This window comes from Sphingobacterium faecium (genome assembly GCF_003054045.1).
GTDB lineage: Bacteria > Bacteroidota > Bacteroidia > Sphingobacteriales > Sphingobacteriaceae > Sphingobacterium > Sphingobacterium faecium.
Genome location: NZ_QBKH01000008.1, coordinates 117997 through 134195, shown reverse-complemented (window position 1 = coordinate 134195; position 16199 = coordinate 117997). Strand labels below are relative to the sequence as shown.

At 36.1% G+C, this 16199-nt stretch carries 16 protein-coding genes; 3 read left to right on the top strand and 13 right to left on the bottom strand.

Going from position 1 to position 16199, the window contains the following annotated elements; translation table 11 throughout:
• Positions 1-232 precede the first annotated feature (232 nt).
• A complete protein-coding gene (gyrB, locus tag C8N37_RS20255; protein WP_108160637.1) occupies positions 233-2191 on the bottom strand; it encodes a DNA topoisomerase (ATP-hydrolyzing) subunit B in 1959 nt (652 codons plus the stop codon).
• Positions 2192-2381: 190 nt separating this feature from the next.
• Here gyrB and C8N37_RS20250 point away from each other — a divergent pair, with 190 nt between their 5' ends.
• Both C8N37_RS20250 and C8N37_RS20245 read left to right on the top strand, forming a co-directional pair.
• Positions 2382-2993, top strand: coding sequence for an OmpH family outer membrane protein (locus C8N37_RS20250; RefSeq protein WP_108160636.1), 612 nt, complete (start codon positions 2382-2384; stop codon positions 2991-2993).
• 115 nt (positions 2994-3108) lie between these two features.
• On the top strand, positions 3109-4011 hold the full coding sequence (locus C8N37_RS20245; protein ID WP_108160635.1) for a CorA family divalent cation transporter: 903 nt from the start codon (positions 3109-3111) through the stop codon (positions 4009-4011).
• Here the strand turns inward: C8N37_RS20245 and tsaB are convergent.
• From tsaB to mscL, 5 genes are all read right to left on the bottom strand, one after another.
• Positions 4006-4713, bottom strand: a complete 708-nt coding sequence (tsaB, locus tag C8N37_RS20240; protein ID WP_108160634.1) for a tRNA (adenosine(37)-N6)-threonylcarbamoyltransferase complex dimerization subunit type 1 TsaB — start codon at positions 4711-4713, stop codon at positions 4006-4008. The genes C8N37_RS20245 and tsaB overlap by 6 nt on opposite strands.
• 15 nt (positions 4714-4728) lie before the next feature.
• Positions 4729-4983 carry a membrane protein insertion efficiency factor YidD gene (yidD, locus tag C8N37_RS20235; protein WP_108160633.1) on the bottom strand — a complete coding sequence of 85 codons (255 nt, stop codon included), beginning with the start codon at positions 4981-4983 and terminating at the stop codon, positions 4729-4731.
• Positions 4946-5371 (bottom strand): ribonuclease P protein component, encoded by a 426-nt coding sequence (locus C8N37_RS20230; protein ID WP_108160632.1) that lies wholly within the window; start codon positions 5369-5371, stop codon positions 4946-4948. The genes yidD and C8N37_RS20230 overlap by 38 nt, the downstream gene beginning before the upstream one ends.
• A gap of 66 nt (positions 5372-5437) precedes the next feature.
• The gene (gene rpmH, locus C8N37_RS20225) at positions 5438-5596 is read right to left on the bottom strand and encodes a 50S ribosomal protein L34 (protein WP_045753170.1); all 159 of its coding nucleotides are present in this window, start codon (positions 5594-5596) and stop codon (positions 5438-5440) included.
• Positions 5597-5783: 187 nt separating this feature from the next.
• Positions 5784-6191: a large-conductance mechanosensitive channel protein MscL gene (mscL, locus tag C8N37_RS20220; RefSeq protein WP_108160631.1), complete on the bottom strand. Its 408-nt coding sequence runs from the start codon at positions 6189-6191 to the stop codon at positions 5784-5786.
• Positions 6192-6443: 252 nt separating this feature from the next.
• Between mscL and C8N37_RS20215 the strand changes: the two genes are divergently transcribed.
• Positions 6444-7085, top strand: coding sequence for a response regulator transcription factor (locus C8N37_RS20215; RefSeq protein WP_108160630.1), 642 nt, complete (start codon positions 6444-6446; stop codon positions 7083-7085).
• Positions 7086-7107: 22 nt separating this feature from the next.
• Here C8N37_RS20215 and C8N37_RS20210 read toward each other — a convergent pair whose 3' ends face one another.
• The 7 genes from C8N37_RS20210 to C8N37_RS20180 form a co-directional block, all read right to left on the bottom strand.
• Positions 7108-8238 carry a sugar phosphate isomerase/epimerase family protein gene (locus C8N37_RS20210; protein ID WP_244914487.1) on the bottom strand — a complete coding sequence of 377 codons (1131 nt, stop codon included), beginning with the start codon at positions 8236-8238 and terminating at the stop codon, positions 7108-7110.
• 194 nt (positions 8239-8432) lie between these two features.
• Positions 8433-10124 (bottom strand): cell division protein FtsZ, encoded by a 1692-nt coding sequence (gene ftsZ / locus C8N37_RS20205; RefSeq protein WP_108160628.1) that lies wholly within the window; start codon positions 10122-10124, stop codon positions 8433-8435.
• Positions 10125-10264: 140 nt separating this feature from the next.
• A complete protein-coding gene (gene ftsA / locus C8N37_RS20200; RefSeq protein WP_045753165.1) occupies positions 10265-11629 on the bottom strand; it encodes a cell division protein FtsA in 1365 nt (454 codons plus the stop codon).
• Positions 11630-11653: 24 nt separating this feature from the next.
• Positions 11654-12496 carry a cell division protein FtsQ/DivIB gene (locus tag C8N37_RS20195; RefSeq protein WP_108160627.1) on the bottom strand — a complete coding sequence of 281 codons (843 nt, stop codon included), beginning with the start codon at positions 12494-12496 and terminating at the stop codon, positions 11654-11656.
• Positions 12489-13844: a UDP-N-acetylmuramate--L-alanine ligase gene (gene murC / locus C8N37_RS20190; protein ID WP_108160626.1), complete on the bottom strand. Its 1356-nt coding sequence runs from the start codon at positions 13842-13844 to the stop codon at positions 12489-12491. Before murC ends, C8N37_RS20195 begins: the two co-directional genes overlap by 8 nt.
• Positions 13845-13848: 4 nt before the next feature.
• Entirely contained in the window at positions 13849-14952 is a 1104-nt protein-coding gene (gene murG / locus C8N37_RS20185; protein WP_108160625.1) for an undecaprenyldiphospho-muramoylpentapeptide beta-N-acetylglucosaminyltransferase, read from the bottom strand.
• A 14-nt stretch (positions 14953-14966) separates the two neighbouring features.
• Positions 14967-16175 (bottom strand): FtsW/RodA/SpoVE family cell cycle protein, encoded by a 1209-nt coding sequence (locus tag C8N37_RS20180; RefSeq protein WP_045753161.1) that lies wholly within the window; start codon positions 16173-16175, stop codon positions 14967-14969.
• Positions 16176-16199 lie beyond the last annotated feature (24 nt).

Sequence of the window (16199 nt, the reverse complement as noted above, 5' to 3'; positions counted from 1 at the left end):
TGAATAATTAATTCGCGACTTAAAGGTTCTAGTTTCCTTTCTTAAACGATTTATTTTGGTTTACATGGCTCTTGACTATATAAAAAACGATTTAAACATCAAGATAAAATTACAAAATATTTAATTTACGGTTATTATTTTAATTATACAAGAGATGTCTTCAATTTTATAATAAAAAAAAGGTCTAACTGCTTTAGCAGTTAGACCTTTTTTTTATTATAGATCTTAAATTTTAGATATCTATTTTAGCATAGCGTGAATTACGTTCGATAAATTCGCGACGGGGAGCAACCTCGTCACCCATTAACATCGAAAATATACGATCACACTCAGCAGCATTTTCAATTGTGACTTGACGCAATGTACGAGTATCAGGATTCATTGTTGTATCCCACAATTGCTCTGCATTCATTTCACCAAGACCTTTATAACGTTGTACATGCACACTATCTTCCTTACCACCACCTTTCAACTGTTGAATAGCATTCAAGCGTTGATCTTCATTCCAAGCATATTGATGATCTTTACCCTTCTTAACTAAATATAAAGGCGGAGTTGCAATATAAATATATCCTTTCTCTATCAGTTCTTTCATATATCTGAAATAGAAGGTTAGAATAAGCGTTGTGATGTGAGAACCATCGACATCCGCATCGGTCATAATAATGATTCGATGGTAACGCAATTTTTCTAAATTCAGCGCTTTAGGATCATCTGGAGTACCTAAACTAACACCTAGAGCAGTAAACATATTTTTGATCTCTTCGTTTTCATAGATCTTATGTTCCATTGCTTTTTCAACGTTAAGGATCTTACCACGAAGAGGCATGATCGCTTGGTACTTACGGTCACGTCCTGACTTAGCAGTTCCGCCCGCTGAATCTCCCTCGACAAAGTAAATCTCACATTTTGTAGGATCATTATCTTGACAATCGGCTAGTTTACCAGGTAAACCCGAACCGCCCATTACTGTTTTTCTTTGCACAAGATCACGTGCCTTACGAGCTGCTGCACGTGCTTGAGCTGCAATAACAACCTTTTGAACGATTGCTTTTGCCTCTCTCGGATTTTCTTCCAAATAAATATTTAGGATCTCCCCTACAGCGACATCAACAGCACCCATTACCTCCGAGTTCCCTAATTTGGTCTTCGTTTGTCCTTCAAACTGAGGCTCAGCAACTTTCACTGAAATAACAGCTGTCAGTCCCTCACGAAAATCATCGCCCGTAATTTCGACTTTCAAATTTTTCAATAATCCAGAACGATCCGCATATGCTTTTAAAGTACGGGTCAAACCACGACGGAAACCAGCGACATGAGAACCACCTTCGATTGTATTAATGTTATTCACATACGAATGCACATTCTCCGTGTAAGTCTCGTTATATTGTAAAGCCAATTCAACTGGAATCCCTTGTTTGATACCTTCGACATAAATCGGATGTGGGATAATCGGGTGACGGTTACTATCTAAGAACTGAACAAACTCTTGTAATCCACCTTCAGATAAAAACACATCTTGACGTAAAGTACCATCTTCCAAAGTCTCTCTTTCATCTGTCAAAGACAACTTAATCCCTTTATTTAAGAAAGATAATTCACGAAGACGACTCGCCAATGTATCATAGTTATAGACCGTAGTCGTTGTGAAAATTTCACTATCAGGAGTAAACGTAACAATAGTACCGTTAAGATCAGAATCTCCAATCTCCTTAACCGTATATAATGGCTTACCTTTCTCATACTCTTGCTGAAAAACTTTACCATCACGGTGAACAATTGCTGACAAATGAATAGATAAGGCATTCACACAGGAAACCCCCACACCGTGAAGACCACCTGATACCTTATACGTATCCTTATCAAATTTACCACCAGCATGTAATACAGTCATTACAATTTCCAGTGCCGATTTATTCTCCTTCTTATTGATACCAGTTGGAATACCACGTCCGTTATCCTTTACGGAAATAGAATTGTCTTTATGGATAGTGACAAAAATATCTGTACAATAACCTGCAACGGCTTCATCGATAGAGTTATCGACTACCTCATATACCAAATGGTGCAAACCTTTAACCCCGGTGTCTCCAATATACATGGAAGGGCGTTTACGTACAGCCTCTAATCCCTCTAAAACTTGGATATTATCAGCTGAATAGGATGATGCATTTTTGTTTTCTTCGCTCATTGAAACTAATTAAATACTTGTAATCAAAAATACGAAATTTTAACCACTTTAACAAGTAAACGCGATGGGATAACAAGCAATTTAATACGCTATAATTCCATAATTATTTCATATTTTAGCAGTCGAAAATCCGAAATGTAATTTTTTTATAGTAGGTTTGTTCTTATAAAAACGTGTAATCAAATAAACAATGAGTAATATATTTTCAACTTTATCAAAAGTAACCCTAGGACTAGCAATTTCGGTTGCAGCTGTATCTTGTTCTCAAGAATCAAAAACAACTGGTGCTACATCTTCTAAAGACTCAACATCAACAAAAGAAACTTCAGCAAAAGCAGAGAAAATCGTATACATCAATTCAGATTCACTATCTCAAAAATATGAGTACTTCAAAGATATTAGAAGTAAATTAGAAGCTAAAGTTAAAAAAGCTCAAGCCGATTTGCAAGGTAAAAGTCAAGCTTTCCAACGTGAAGTAGCAGATTACCAACAAAAAGCACCTAATTTGAGTGCAGCAGAAAGACAAGCAACAGAAGAGAAATTAGCGCGTAAGCAAGATGAATTAAGTCGCTTAGATCAAAATGCATCATCTTCATTAGCTCAAGATGAATCTGCTGAATTCAACAATGTATATAATAAAATCACTGAATTCTTGAAAAAACACGCAAGTGATAACGGTTACACACTGGTGTTGACTTATTCAAAAACAAATCCAACGGTATTGTATGCTGATTCAAAATTGGAAATCACCAATGAAGTTGTGAAACAATTGAATGAAGAATATAAAAAAGAAAAGAAATAACATTTCTAAAAATAGGAAAAATAAGAAAGCCGCTCATGAGCGGCTTTCTTATTTCTACACAATTTGCAATTTGAAAATCTCTTCGTTATCTTAACATCTTAATCTGACTCCCTATATGATATCTACGATAGTAAGTAAAGAGCAAGCTAATTATGAATGGATCGATGTATTCGAACCTAGTGTAACGGATCTCGAAACCTTGAAAGAAAAATACAACCTCAATCAAGCATCTATTAAAGATTCATTAGAACCCGAGCATCTACCCAAAATAGAAGAATTTGATAATTATACCTTTATCATATTGCGAATGGTATCATCAACGTTCAAAGATAACTCAGATAATATTGGTGAAATAACCGATCGCCTTACTATTTTTTATGGTGCAGACTTTGTCATTACCCTTCATAAAAAAAATGTAGATTTTATTCATAAAATGAAATTACTAGATTTTAGATCAACTAAACTAAAAGACACTAAGCATTTAGCCAATTATATCACGACTGCAGCACTAGCAACTTTTGAAAAAATATTACCAAAAATATCCACCAAACTTGACGAATATGAAGAAAGTGTATTCCTCGCTCGTCAAAAAAAATTAGTACTCAAACATGTCTATTTCATCAAGAGACAGATTGATGTGGTCAGAAAAGTGATCATTTTATATAAAGAGATCGTAGAACATTTTCACGCCAATCAAAAACGCAATGTGTATAGCAGAGATTTAAAAGATTTATTTTTAAGAACCAACACCCTGTATGACAATCTTTCGGAAAATACGAGTCAGCTACTCAATATATACTTTAACATCTCATCCAACCATACCAATGAGATCATGCGTATATTGACCATTTTCTCTGTATTTTTTATGCCCATTACTTTTGTAGCCGGCGTATATGGAATGAACTTTAAAAACATGCCCGAATTAGAATGGTACTATGGATATCCGATAGCAATTGCTATTATGTTAGGCATTTCCTTATCGATCTACTATTGGTTCAAAAGAAAAGGTTGGTTATAATCCAACCCTTTTTTTAGGCGTAGTTGCCACAAAATCCTTTAAGTAATAAGGCTCAAAATAAGCTACATCTTCAAACTCACCGGCTTGGTATTTTGCAAAAGCAATTTGACTGATATCAATAGCATTTGTCTGAATACCACCAATGACATCAACACCCTTGACATCGGCAAAAGAAGATTCCAGTTTATCTGCACCAGGACCAAACAGGCATATTCGACTATAATGACTCTGGTATGAATCAAAACTAGTTTGATCGATGATCAAAGCCTGAGTATCAACCACCACTTTTCCATGATGATCAAAAAATGTACAATAGACTTCCATTCTTCTTGCATCCAACATCGGTATATACAGATCATATGGTAATGCTACTGCCTGACTGGCAAGAAACCCAGTATAGATACCCTGCAATGTATTGACAGCAATCAAAGGAATATCCAAAGCGTAACATAGACCTTTTGCCGTAGAAACACCGATTCTAAGACCAGTATAAGATCCTGGTCCCATACTCACTGCAATTGCTGACAAATCGCCAAAACCTATATTTTCCCGATCCAATAATGTCTGAATAAGAATCGTTAGCCGGGAAGCATGAACATGAGGTTCATCTACACTTTCATGCTGACGAACTTGCCCTGATTCAACTAGGGCTACTGAACATACGGAAGTTGAAGTTTCAATTTGTAAAATATAAATACGCATATGATAGGAAAAAAATTAAGGAACAGGATCGTGACCATGACCACCCCAAGGATTACAACTCAAAATACGTTTAACCGCTAACCACCCACCTTTAAATGGCCCATACTTCTGTATCGCTTGATAACCGTATTGTGAACACGTTGGTGTATACCGACAATTGGCACCTAAAAAAGGTGAAATGAAAATTTGATAAAATCGAATAATGGCTAAAAATAGCAGACTAAAGAACCGCTTAATTATCTTTTGCCAAATATAATTTAGAACATTCATTCTGTAGTTTTAACAAAGCTTTTTCCATATGACTGTATAGAAAGTCATACATCAGTAAGCCCTTACCAACATATTGTATTGTAAATAACAAAGGTAATTGATGTTCCTTTAAAAACGGTGCCAAGCCATCATTTTTTTGTAAACGATAACATTCTTTCATACGTCGTTTCATGAGGTTACGATCAACAGCTCTTTTGAATCGTCTTTTAGAAACCGATAAGATGACTTGTGTTGAAGAATTTGCTAGAATGAGACCGCTATCTTCTGAAGGAGAATAGAAGACAATACGATAGGGATAACAAACAAAAGAAGAACCTTTATGAAATAAAGTATCAATTAACTTGACACTACATAAACGTTCTTCTTTCTTAAATGTATTTTTAATCATAATCGATGACTGAAAAGTAGGCCACGTTACTACACGAGCCTCCCGGCCACCAGCTACGCAAAAATATTAACCTTTGTGACGACCTTCGTCAGAAACTGTAAGGCGTTTTCTACCTTTTGCTCTACGAGAAGCTAAAATTCTTCTACCATTTGCAGAACTCATGCGATCTCTGAATCCGTGCTTGTTTCTTCTTTTTCTTTGCGATGGCTGAAATGTTCTTTTCATGACGCTTAATATGCTAAATTATTTTTTGATTCTATTAATAAAACTCCCTAAAGAGGAATGCAAAAGTAAAATATATTTTAGAGAATTACAAACAATAATTGCAACTTCTCCAAAATAGTGTAAAATTCAACCAAAAAACAGATAAGAGATGTTTTCTTTATCTGTTTTTGTATATGTTGATATGGTATTACTTGTTTTTAAGTAAATCTCTGATTTCGGTCAAAAGTACTTCTTCTCTTGGTGGAGCTGGCGCTACTTCCGGAGCTTTCTCTTCTTTACGTTTCATAGAATTCAAGGCCTTAATGACCAAAAAAATACAGAACGCAACAATAAGAAATTGAATCACGACATTAATAAAATTTCCTAGATTAATCGATACTTCAGGTTTCTTACCGACCTCATCAGCCGCTTTAAGCACATATTTAATTTGTGAAAAATCAACACCCCCTGTTAAATAACCGATTGGAGGCATAATGATATCATCTACCAAAGAGGTTACAATTTTCCCAAATGCACCACCGATAACAACACCGACAGCTAAATCAACTACGCTACCGCGCATAGCAAATTCTTTAAACTCTTTCAAAAATCCCATAAAATAAAATGTTAACTGTTGTAATTTTTAACCTAAATATAAGCTAATTTCGCAAAAACAGACATAAAATGATCATTTTTTCTTATGTTTTTTCACTATAACTATCAAAACATATAGCAATATGGAATAAAATAAACGGAAAAGAATTATATCTTTGGCTATATTTACAAATATTTTATTAGCTGTATTTCAGTATTTTTATTTATTTTTAACACCACATATTCGTATAGTAATATTTCCTAAACATCACCCATGAAAAAAATATTAATTGCTGACGACCATAGTATCGTTCGATTAGGAGCATCTGTTATTATAAAAGAAAGTATGCCAGAATGTGTTATTACGCAGGCCCAAGATTATAATGAAGTGCTCAAATTGCTTCAAGAAGAAGTTTTCGATTTACTTTTACTAGACATCAACATGCCTGGTGGAAATAATATTAGAGTAGTAAAAGAAATACTAGAAATACAAGAATCAATAAAAATCTTAATATTTTCTTCTTATGACGAATCGCTATATGCACTCCGCTACATAGAAGCTGGTGCTGCTGGATTTGTTAACAAAAGTACTGCAATGGCTGAATTGAGCAATGCTATTCTGACCATAAAAGAAAGAGGCAAGTATATGTCAGATGAAGTGAAAGATCTTTATGTTAAAAAATTAACACAAAGCAAATCTAAGCTTAATACCATGAACCCACTTTCAAGACTTTCCAATAGAGAAGTTGACGTGGCTAAATATCTCATTCAAGGACATGGAATTATTGAAGTTTCGACAACATTAGACTTAAGTCCATCAACGGTAAGTACTTATAAAAGCCGGATATTTGAAAAATTAAATGTCTCAAATATTCCTGAACTCATTGAAATATTTAGAATTCACTCTGCAAACTAATCTGCAGAGTGAATTTAAGCAGCTAACGTAATTGATCGATCGTTACCACAGGAATATCTTTGCCACTGGGCATGACGAGTTCTGCTTCACGTCGATAAGCATACCCATTCTTTTCATTCAGATCCCAAAGTATAGGAGCAAAGAAATGTACACAAGTACTAAAGCCTTGCATTATAGCTGCCATAACACCAGTATCCTTTGAATTTTTAGCCTCATTTTCGATTTCAAATACACCAGAAAAAGAACGGCTTTTTAACGTATCCACCAATGCGCTCCAATCCATACTATCTGAACCTCCAAAACCAGGCAGCATAGCTTCATAGTGATGACGATCCCAATCATGAGCCGGAATAGCGATATTAGCCGCCCTGGCAAGCTCAGCATCTACATGTTGCATTGGATACATACCACCCCAATCTGTTCTTGCTTTCGTATTTAAATTACGTGTAGTCTTGACATGTACGCGATGCAGGCGTGCTATATCCATCCCGTTTATGACAGCAACAGGATCTGTATGCTGCCAGACATCATGAGATGGATCATAAATTTCACCATGGGCCTGACTTGGTATCATTTCATACATCAGTTTTCGCGCGGCCAATACTGCTGGTAAATTATTATAAGTACTGCTGTAACGAGACGATCTCCAGCCTTCCATAGGACAGTTCTCATATAATACCGTTACCCCTAAATCTTCTGCATACTTAATAATTGGAGCAAAAACACGTTTGTACTCATCTAGATTTTTTTGAAAACCATCTATCTGATTACCAATATCATGGTTATAACCAACAAAAGTTCCTACCTTAACATTATTCGTATCTCCCCCTAATAAATGAGCAATTCGGATTAGTTTTAATAAATGATTTTGATTTTTAATGCGTTCTCCCACTTCTCCACCAATCATATTTTCAAAAGCACCCAAAGATAAGTGCAGTTGAGATTCATTGAAAAGTGCTAAGGTGTTTTTCGCATCTTCACGAGTAAAACCTTCATAATCTAAATGTGTTGCAGTATGATCTTGACGAGTCCCGTCTTTTCTAAACACACATAAATCGATACCAGAAGCACCTATCTCTTTTGTTTTATCTATTAAATCTGTTAATTTCAGCTTATCAAAAGCAGAACTCATTACCCATATTGGATTATTCATTTTATGATTCATATGTATACTACTTAATTTTCTGTCCTATAGAATAAACATGTACGTGAGCTCATTTTTTACAGCTTATACAGCGTGTATATTCACAAATATGATGACATTCAATATAAATGGTTAAAAATTAAAGATACAAAAAAAGCTATCTCATACGAGATAGCTCTTATTATAATTTATTCAAAAATAAACTAATCTACATTATCATGTAAAAAAGAATTATTTGGTCTAATTTCTGTATTTCCATCTTCAAATGACAGGGTAAATCTAGAAACCTGAGATTGAGAAGAATGAGGCGTATCATCTAATGACATCTGCTTTCTTTTATAAGCAGGTTCATTCTCTAGTTCTTGAAGTCCATTTGAAGATTTCAACTTCATACTCAATTCTTTTAATCTCAATATGCGCTCTTTAGTACGTACTAATTGATCTTCAAAAGAAACTTGCTCTTCTTCTACTTGCTCAATTTCAGCTTTATTATTGACAGATGCAGAAAAATTATTAACCTGTTCCTCTTGAGCAGAAACAGAACCTGTCGCATACTCATCAAATACTGTTGGCATCTGAAATTGAAACACTGAAGGAGATGTTTTTAACTGAAAATCATTCCCTTTTTGCATCGATACCGATTCCTCTTCTACCACCTCTTCAAAATTCAATTCATGGCGAATAATCGCATTTTCTTCGACCTTAGCTTGAGCTTGTTGCTGAACAACATTCTTCGGTGTTGAAAATAAATCGTTAGTAGTTGTTGGTGCAGAAAAATTTTCTGTATTAGTTTGTATAGGATTGACAAGAGGTGTACTGCTTACCTCTTTTTGAACAAACTGATTGACCGGCTTAACAAATGATGCCACTTGCTCTGCAGCAGTTAAAGGCATCGTTACTTTTGTATTTTCACGCTCCAGATCTCTTTCTTCAGAAGTTTGAAAACCTGTAGCTATAATCGTTACCGATAATTCCTCACCAAAGTTCTCATCAATACAGTTACCCCAGATCAAATCAGCTGAAAGACCCGCTTTTTCTTGGATATAATCCGTGATAATTGCTACTTCATCCATGGTTACTTCTTTCAAACCAGAAGTAATATTCAATAAAATATAACGAGCACCTTCAATCTCATTATCTTTCAATAATGGAGAAGCTAGAGCACCTTCTACAGCTTTAATAGCACGGTCTTCACCTTCAGCTACAGCATTACCCATGATCGCGACACCACTATCATTCATCACGGTACGCACATCTTTAAAATCGACGTTCACATAACCAGGGATGGTAATAATCTCTGCGATACCTTTTGCAGCAGTTGTTAATATATCATCAGCTTTTGCGAAAGCTGCAGTCATCGTTAAATTACCAAAGATTTCTCTCAGACGGTCATTAGAAATAACCAAATATGAATCTACATATTTGCGTAACTCCGACAAACCTTCTTCTGCCTGAGATCGACGTCGTTTACCTTCGAAAGTAAAAGGAGTAGTAATAATCGCAACAGTCAAAATACCTAATTCCTTAGCAGCTTTTGCCAATACAGGACTTGCTCCAGTACCTGTACCACCACCCATACCTGCAGTAATAAAAAGCATCTTCGTGTTGGTACCTAACATGCGTTTGATATCGTCAATACTTTCGATAGCTGAATTTTCACCCACATCAGGATCTGCACCAGCGCCCATACCCTCTGTCAAACTCATACCCAATTGTACTTTATTAGGTATTGGACTTAATTCCAAAGCTTGAGCATCGGTGTTACACACGATGAAATCTACTCCACTAATTCCTTGCTTATACATGTGGTTAACAGCATTACCGCCACCACCACCAACCCCAATAACCTTAATTATTGATGATTGTTCTTTTAACATTTCAAACTGTATTGACATATCTTATCCCTATTTAACTCATAATGACTTCAGTACAAACTTCACCTAAACTCAATATTCGTAATGTAATAATAACATATTTTCAACAATTTTTTTCCACAAATGTTTAAAATGTGGAAAAAAACCTAAAGTGTTGAAAACTATTTTTTATCCAAGAAAGTGGCATCATCAATTTCATTGCCATCCTTCATTAATTTTTTAAACCACGTTAATAAACCATGCTCCTTCTGTTGCTGCTCACCGACCTCTTTAACAGACTCGACATCTTTCTTCACAACCTTAGGTGCTCTTCTTGTTTCTACTTCATCCTCATGCGCCTGAATACCCTTCATCAACAAACCAATACTTGTTGCATACAATGGGCTTTTCAATTCTTCATATAAAGCTTTAGGCAGGACTTCATTTTTTGCTAGGTATTCATTTGGAAAACCAATACGGCAATCGATACCCGTAATGTATTCGACAAGCTGCACTAAATGTTTTAATTGTGCACCTCCACCAGTAATAACGATTCCACCAATCAGTTTATTTTCATATCCTGAAGATTTGATTTCATAATACACATGTTCAATGATCTCTTCCATACGTGCTTGAATAATGTATGCAAGATTTTTTACTGAAATCTCTTTAGGTTCACGACCTTTTAAGCCGGGAACACAAATCACTTCATTTTCCTTATTTTCATCAGCTAATGCCGATCCAAATCGTGTTTTTAATAATTCAGCTTGACTTCTCAATACAGAACAACCTTGACGAATATCTTCCGTCACTATATTTCCCCCCAACGGAATTACAGCAGTATGACGAATGATTCCCTCATGGAAAATAGCTACATCTGTAGTACCTCCACCAATATCAACTAAAACAACACCAGCATTTTTTTCGTCATCATCCAATACAGCTTCAGATGATGCCAAAGGTTCAAGAATTAATTCTGAAACTTCTAAATTTGAATTATCAATACATCTTTTGATATTTCGGATATCCGTAACACGCCCCGAAATAATATGAAAATTCGCTTCGATACGACGTCCAGCCATACCAATAGGCTCCCGAATACCCGGCTCATTATCAATGGTAAATTCTTGTGGCAACACGTGGATAATTTCTTCTCCAGGAGGCAACACCAATTTATACATATCTGAAATAAGACGTTCAATATCTCTTCTTGTTACTTCGTCATCGCTATCAGTCTTGGTAAAAATACCACGATGTTGAATACTTTTAATATGTTGACCAGCAATACCAACATTCACCACTTTGATATCCACATTCGATTGATTTTCGGCTATTTCAACCGCTTCAAGAATGCTGCTCACTGTTTTTTGAATGTTAGCAACTACACCTCGGCTTACTCCTGCCGAGTCTGCTTTACCAACTCCTAAAAGTTCTATTTTATTTCCGCCGCTCCGTCTTCCCACGGTAACGCAAATCTTGGTTGTACCAATATCGAGTCCCACAATAATTGGGTTCTCTCTTTCGATTTCTGCTGATTTTGGGTTCATAATATTCTGTATTGATGCTGTATACTATAATGTGTTATTCTTTATTTTCTTCTCCGGATGATGCAAATCATCAAATGTCCAAACACCGCGCTTTTCACAAATGATTTGACCTGCATATTTTACATTTACTTTATTGTAAGCGTCCACCCCAACTTTAGGGATGATTTCTTTATAAAATGTCCTTAACAAACTAAATTTTTGTTCCAACGAATCTGCAGTGCCAATAATAAGCTGCTGATTGCCGACTCGTGGTACCAATTCAATATCTCTATCATTATTGACAAATACCTGAACAACCTGATTGTTCCATAATTCATCTTTTTCAATAAACTGTGTCACGCGAAACAAATCTTTTACTAAAGAAGTGTTAACCGAATCTAAAGGGTTTTTATACCCCTCTTCTATATTACCTGTCGCAATCATTACATGTGGAACATACTTTAAAGTAGTAGGTACCTTTAACCCATTTAGATCGATGTAATACTCTCGTCCATTTTTATTAATCACACGCATCACAACTTCTCGCTGTGCAATATTAATGGCCATGATACCATCCATATCCAAGTGAACACTTGCCTTAGATACATAAGGCAATTTTTTCAACGTTTTTTCAATTTTTTCTAAAGGAATATCAAGCAATCGTTTACCAACTATATGACCATAACTTTTACTGATAAGCGCTGAAATATCACCCTGATCTATAAAAGCTTCCTTTCCTTCTATAAAAATATTCACTTCACGACAGACCTGTTGCTCATCCTTACGGTTGACCAGTGACATCACAATGATTACGGCTATCACTCCAAGAAAAAAGAGAGATAAATATAATACGCGATTCCATCGTATGTTGTGTAAATATTTAAGCATTTACTAAAATTTCCTTCAACGGTTTTACTAATTTATCAATATCACCTGCACCAACTGTGACCAATAATTCCAATTTTTCGTTTTGAGCGATTTCCAATACCTGTTCTGGCGTAACAACAGCTTTTTCTTTTGCTGTAATCTTACTCAACAACCAAGACGAATTTACACCTTCAATAGGCAATTCACGTGCAGGATAGATCTCCATTAACAGCAAACGATCGGCCATAGATAGCACTTCTGCAAATCCATCTATAAAATCACGTGTTCTCGTAAAGAGATGTGGCTGAAATACAACTGTTAACTTTTTATTCGGATATAATTTACGCATAGAACTCAAAAATGCACGCAACTCCTCCGGATGGTGTGCATAATCATCTACATAAATAGCAGACGGAGTCCTTACAATATATTCGAAACGTCTTTTAACACCTCTAAAATTAGCAAGGGCTAATTTTATTTTATCATCAGCAATACCCAAAATACGCGCAGCAGTGATCGCCGCTACAGCATTTTCAACATTATGTGTGCCGGGTATACCCAAATGGATATCTTCAATCTTTGAATCTGATGAAATATAATCAAAGTAAAACTCCCCATCTCGAACATGTACATGAGCAGCATATACATCTGCCACATCATGTCCTGAATATGCTATTTGACTTTCTAAAGGTAATCCCTTCTTTACAATACGCGTGCCGCCCTCAACAACTCGATCTAAATACATTTGGAAAGTCGCCAACAGTTGACCCGCATCACCATAAATATCCAAATGATCGGCATCTGCTGAAGTCACAATGGCAATATTGGGATGTAATGTCAAAAAAGAACGATCATATTCATCAGCTTCGACTACTACAACATCATTATTACCATATAACACATTGGTATCGTAATTAGAACTGATTCCACCTAAAAAAGCAGAACAGTCAAAGCCACTATCTTTTAAAATATGAGCAACCATGGTTGAAGTCGTAGTTTTACCATGTGTACCAGCCACACCAATTGTAAACCGACTTTCACTAATGATACCTAAAACTTCAGACCTTTTATGCAACGTATGACCTACTTGCTCTAAATAATGTTTAATCTTCGAATCTTTCGGTATAGCAGGCGTAAAAATGATTAATGATTCCTCATTGGGAGCATTAAAAATTGGATCTATAGTATCGACTTCATCAACATATGAAATAGCAATTCCTTCAGACACTAATGTCTTAGTCAATTCTGTCTCCGTACGATCATAGCCCTTTACCACACATCCTAAATGAGCAAAATAACGAGCAAGACCACTCATTCCAATTCCACCGATCCCAATAAGATATACCTGTTTAATTGCGTCAATTTTCATTATTCTACCTTTTATTTACCAATTTTATTACTTCTTTCGCGATGACAACATCGGCGTCCAGAAGTGCTAATTTCTTTATATTTTGAGCCAAAATAAGCGACTCAGACTCCTGATTTAATAAAGCGATTGCTGTATCAAACAGAGTTGCTTTCGCCTCATTATCCTTTACTAATACCGCCGCTTGTTTATGTACCAATGCCATTGCATTTTTTGTTTGGTGATCTTCCGCGACATTTGGCGAAGGAACCAACACCACTGGTTTGCCCACCACACACAATTCTGAAATGGTACCAGCGCCTGCTCTAGCAATTATGATATCAGCAGCAGCATAAGCATAATCCATACGCTGCAAGAAAGCAAGCATATGAATCCGACCAGAAAGCTTATCTTTCAGCTCTTGACTCAGCTGATCAAAATAATAACTTCCACATTGCCATATAACCTGAATATTAGCTTGATCCAGTTTCTCTAAAGATGCCATGACACTTTCATTTAAAGTACGGGCACCTAAGCTACCACCGGTCACTAAAATTGTCTTTTTATCGGCATCCAAACCGAAAAAAGCCAACGCTTCTTCACGCTTACCATCAATCTCAACAGAAGCACGGCGAATAGGATTACCCGTTAACAATACTTTGTCCGCTGGAAAAAATTGTTCCATCCCTTCATAAGCAACACAAATCTTAGCCGCTTTGTTACCCAATCGCTTATTGGTGACACCTGCATAAGAATTTTGCTCTTGCACAAGCGTCGGTATACCCAAGCGGTTGGCCACCATCAATAAGGGTCCAGAAGCAAATCCGCCAACACCAACAGCCACATCAGGTTTAAACTCTCGGACAATTTTACGAGCTTTATTCATGCTTTTAAAAAGCTTGAATGGTAGAAAAATATTTTTCCAAAACTCTTTTCTATTGATCCCTTGAATATCTAACCCTACAATTTGATATCCCGCTGCCGGTACTTTTTCCATCTCCATACGACCATTAGCGCCAACGAAAAGAATTTCGTTTTGAGGATCCAATGCTTTTAGTGCATTAGCAATTGCCACTGCTGGAAAAATATGTCCACCAGTACCACCTCCACTTATGATCACACGTATAGCCATTTCTTATTTATTTTTTATGCGGAAATTGTACCCACGACCACTCTTTTCTCTTTCGGTCGTTCATCCAATTCCTGTTTACCTTTTAACTCTTCAATATTTCTACTTACACTTAAGATAATTCCTAATGCAATACTGGTAAATAGAATTGATGTTCCTCCCATACTCACTAAGGGAAGTGGAACACCGGTCACCGGACCTAAACCAACTGCTACAGCCATATTGGCAAACGCCTGGATCGTCAGGCTAAATCCTAGACCAGCCGCCAAAAAAGCACCAAATGCTTTTGGACTTAATGTTACAATACGAATACAGCGATACATCAATGCCAAATAAAGAAAAATCAAAACCACTCCCCCAATTGTTCCATACTCCTCAATGATGATGGCGAATATAAAATCGGAATAAGGATGGGGCAAGACATTCCTTTGAATACTATTTCCTGGTCCTTTACCAAATACACCACCTGTTGCAATCGCTATCTTTGCATTATTCGCTTGATAGTTTTTATCATCTTGAAACGAAACAGGCATACCCTCCTGTTTTTCTTTTTCAACCCCGATAAAAGATTTAACACGACTATAATATGTTGCACGTCTAGGACCTACTGAAACGACGATAATTCCTAATAATACGACTCCAGCAGATACAATAGCAATCTGCTTAAAACTAATACGTCCAATCAGTAGCAGGAGCACACATACCCCAAATAGCATAATTGCCGTAGACATATTTGCCCATGCAATTAAAACAAACACACCACAAACCGCTCCCATTATCGGAATAAAAGACTTTTTAACATCTTTAATTTCCTCTTGCTTTCTTGATAGCATACGAGCCAAAAAAGTGATCAGCGCCAACTTCGCCAAATCCGAAGTTTGAAAAGTCTGATTGATCACAGGTATGGTAACCCACCGACTTGCATCGTTCACCTTACTACCAAAAATCAATGTATATAATAACAATGGAATTGTTATCGCCATCAACAATTTGGAAATACCAGCATAGTAACGATAATCCAGTTTATGGGATAAATACATCAACACAAAACCAACAGCAATTAAAGAGAAGTGCTTGAACAAATACAATTCTGTCCCCTTTCCTTCTTTATATGCCAACGTACCTACAGAACTGTAGACTGCTAGCAAAGACCAGCCCGAAAGTAGGATGACAATAATCCATATCCAACGGTCGCCCTTTAATTTAGAAAGTAGATGCTCTACCATAATTAATCACTTAAGATTTAAAAA

What these genes read in the sequence shown, in the direction of transcription:
- gyrB (WP_108160637.1), bottom strand. Translation starts at nt 2,191, where the DNA reads ATGAGCGAAGAAAACAAAAATGCATCATCCTATTCAGCTGATAATATC.
- C8N37_RS20250 (WP_108160636.1), top strand. Translation starts at nt 2,382, where the DNA reads ATGAGTAATATATTTTCAACTTTATCAAAAGTAACCCTAGGACTAGCA.
- C8N37_RS20245 (WP_108160635.1), top strand. Translation starts at nt 3,109, where the DNA reads ATGATATCTACGATAGTAAGTAAAGAGCAAGCTAATTATGAATGGATC.
- tsaB (WP_108160634.1), bottom strand. Translation starts at nt 4,713, where the DNA reads ATGCGTATTTATATTTTACAAATTGAAACTTCAACTTCCGTATGTTCA.
- yidD (WP_108160633.1), bottom strand. Translation starts at nt 4,983, where the DNA reads ATGAATGTTCTAAATTATATTTGGCAAAAGATAATTAAGCGGTTCTTT.
- C8N37_RS20230 (WP_108160632.1), bottom strand. Translation starts at nt 5,371, where the DNA reads ATGATTAAAAATACATTTAAGAAAGAAGAACGTTTATGTAGTGTCAAG.
- rpmH (WP_045753170.1), bottom strand. Translation starts at nt 5,596, where the DNA reads ATGAAAAGAACATTTCAGCCATCGCAAAGAAAAAGAAGAAACAAGCAC.
- mscL (WP_108160631.1), bottom strand. Translation starts at nt 6,191, where the DNA reads ATGGGATTTTTGAAAGAGTTTAAAGAATTTGCTATGCGCGGTAGCGTA.
- C8N37_RS20215 (WP_108160630.1), top strand. Translation starts at nt 6,444, where the DNA reads ATGAAAAAAATATTAATTGCTGACGACCATAGTATCGTTCGATTAGGA.
- C8N37_RS20210 (WP_244914487.1), bottom strand. Translation starts at nt 8,238, where the DNA reads ATGAATAATCCAATATGGGTAATGAGTTCTGCTTTTGATAAGCTGAAA.
- ftsZ (WP_108160628.1), bottom strand. Translation starts at nt 10,124, where the DNA reads ATGTCAATACAGTTTGAAATGTTAAAAGAACAATCATCAATAATTAAG.
- ftsA (WP_045753165.1), bottom strand. Translation starts at nt 11,629, where the DNA reads ATGAACCCAAAATCAGCAGAAATCGAAAGAGAGAACCCAATTATTGTG.
- C8N37_RS20195 (WP_108160627.1), bottom strand. Translation starts at nt 12,496, where the DNA reads ATGCTTAAATATTTACACAACATACGATGGAATCGCGTATTATATTTA.
- murC (WP_108160626.1), bottom strand. Translation starts at nt 13,844, where the DNA reads ATGAAAATTGACGCAATTAAACAGGTATATCTTATTGGGATCGGTGGA.
- murG (WP_108160625.1), bottom strand. Translation starts at nt 14,952, where the DNA reads ATGGCTATACGTGTGATCATAAGTGGAGGTGGTACTGGTGGACATATT.
- C8N37_RS20180 (WP_045753161.1), bottom strand. Translation starts at nt 16,175, where the DNA reads ATGGTAGAGCATCTACTTTCTAAATTAAAGGGCGACCGTTGGATATGG.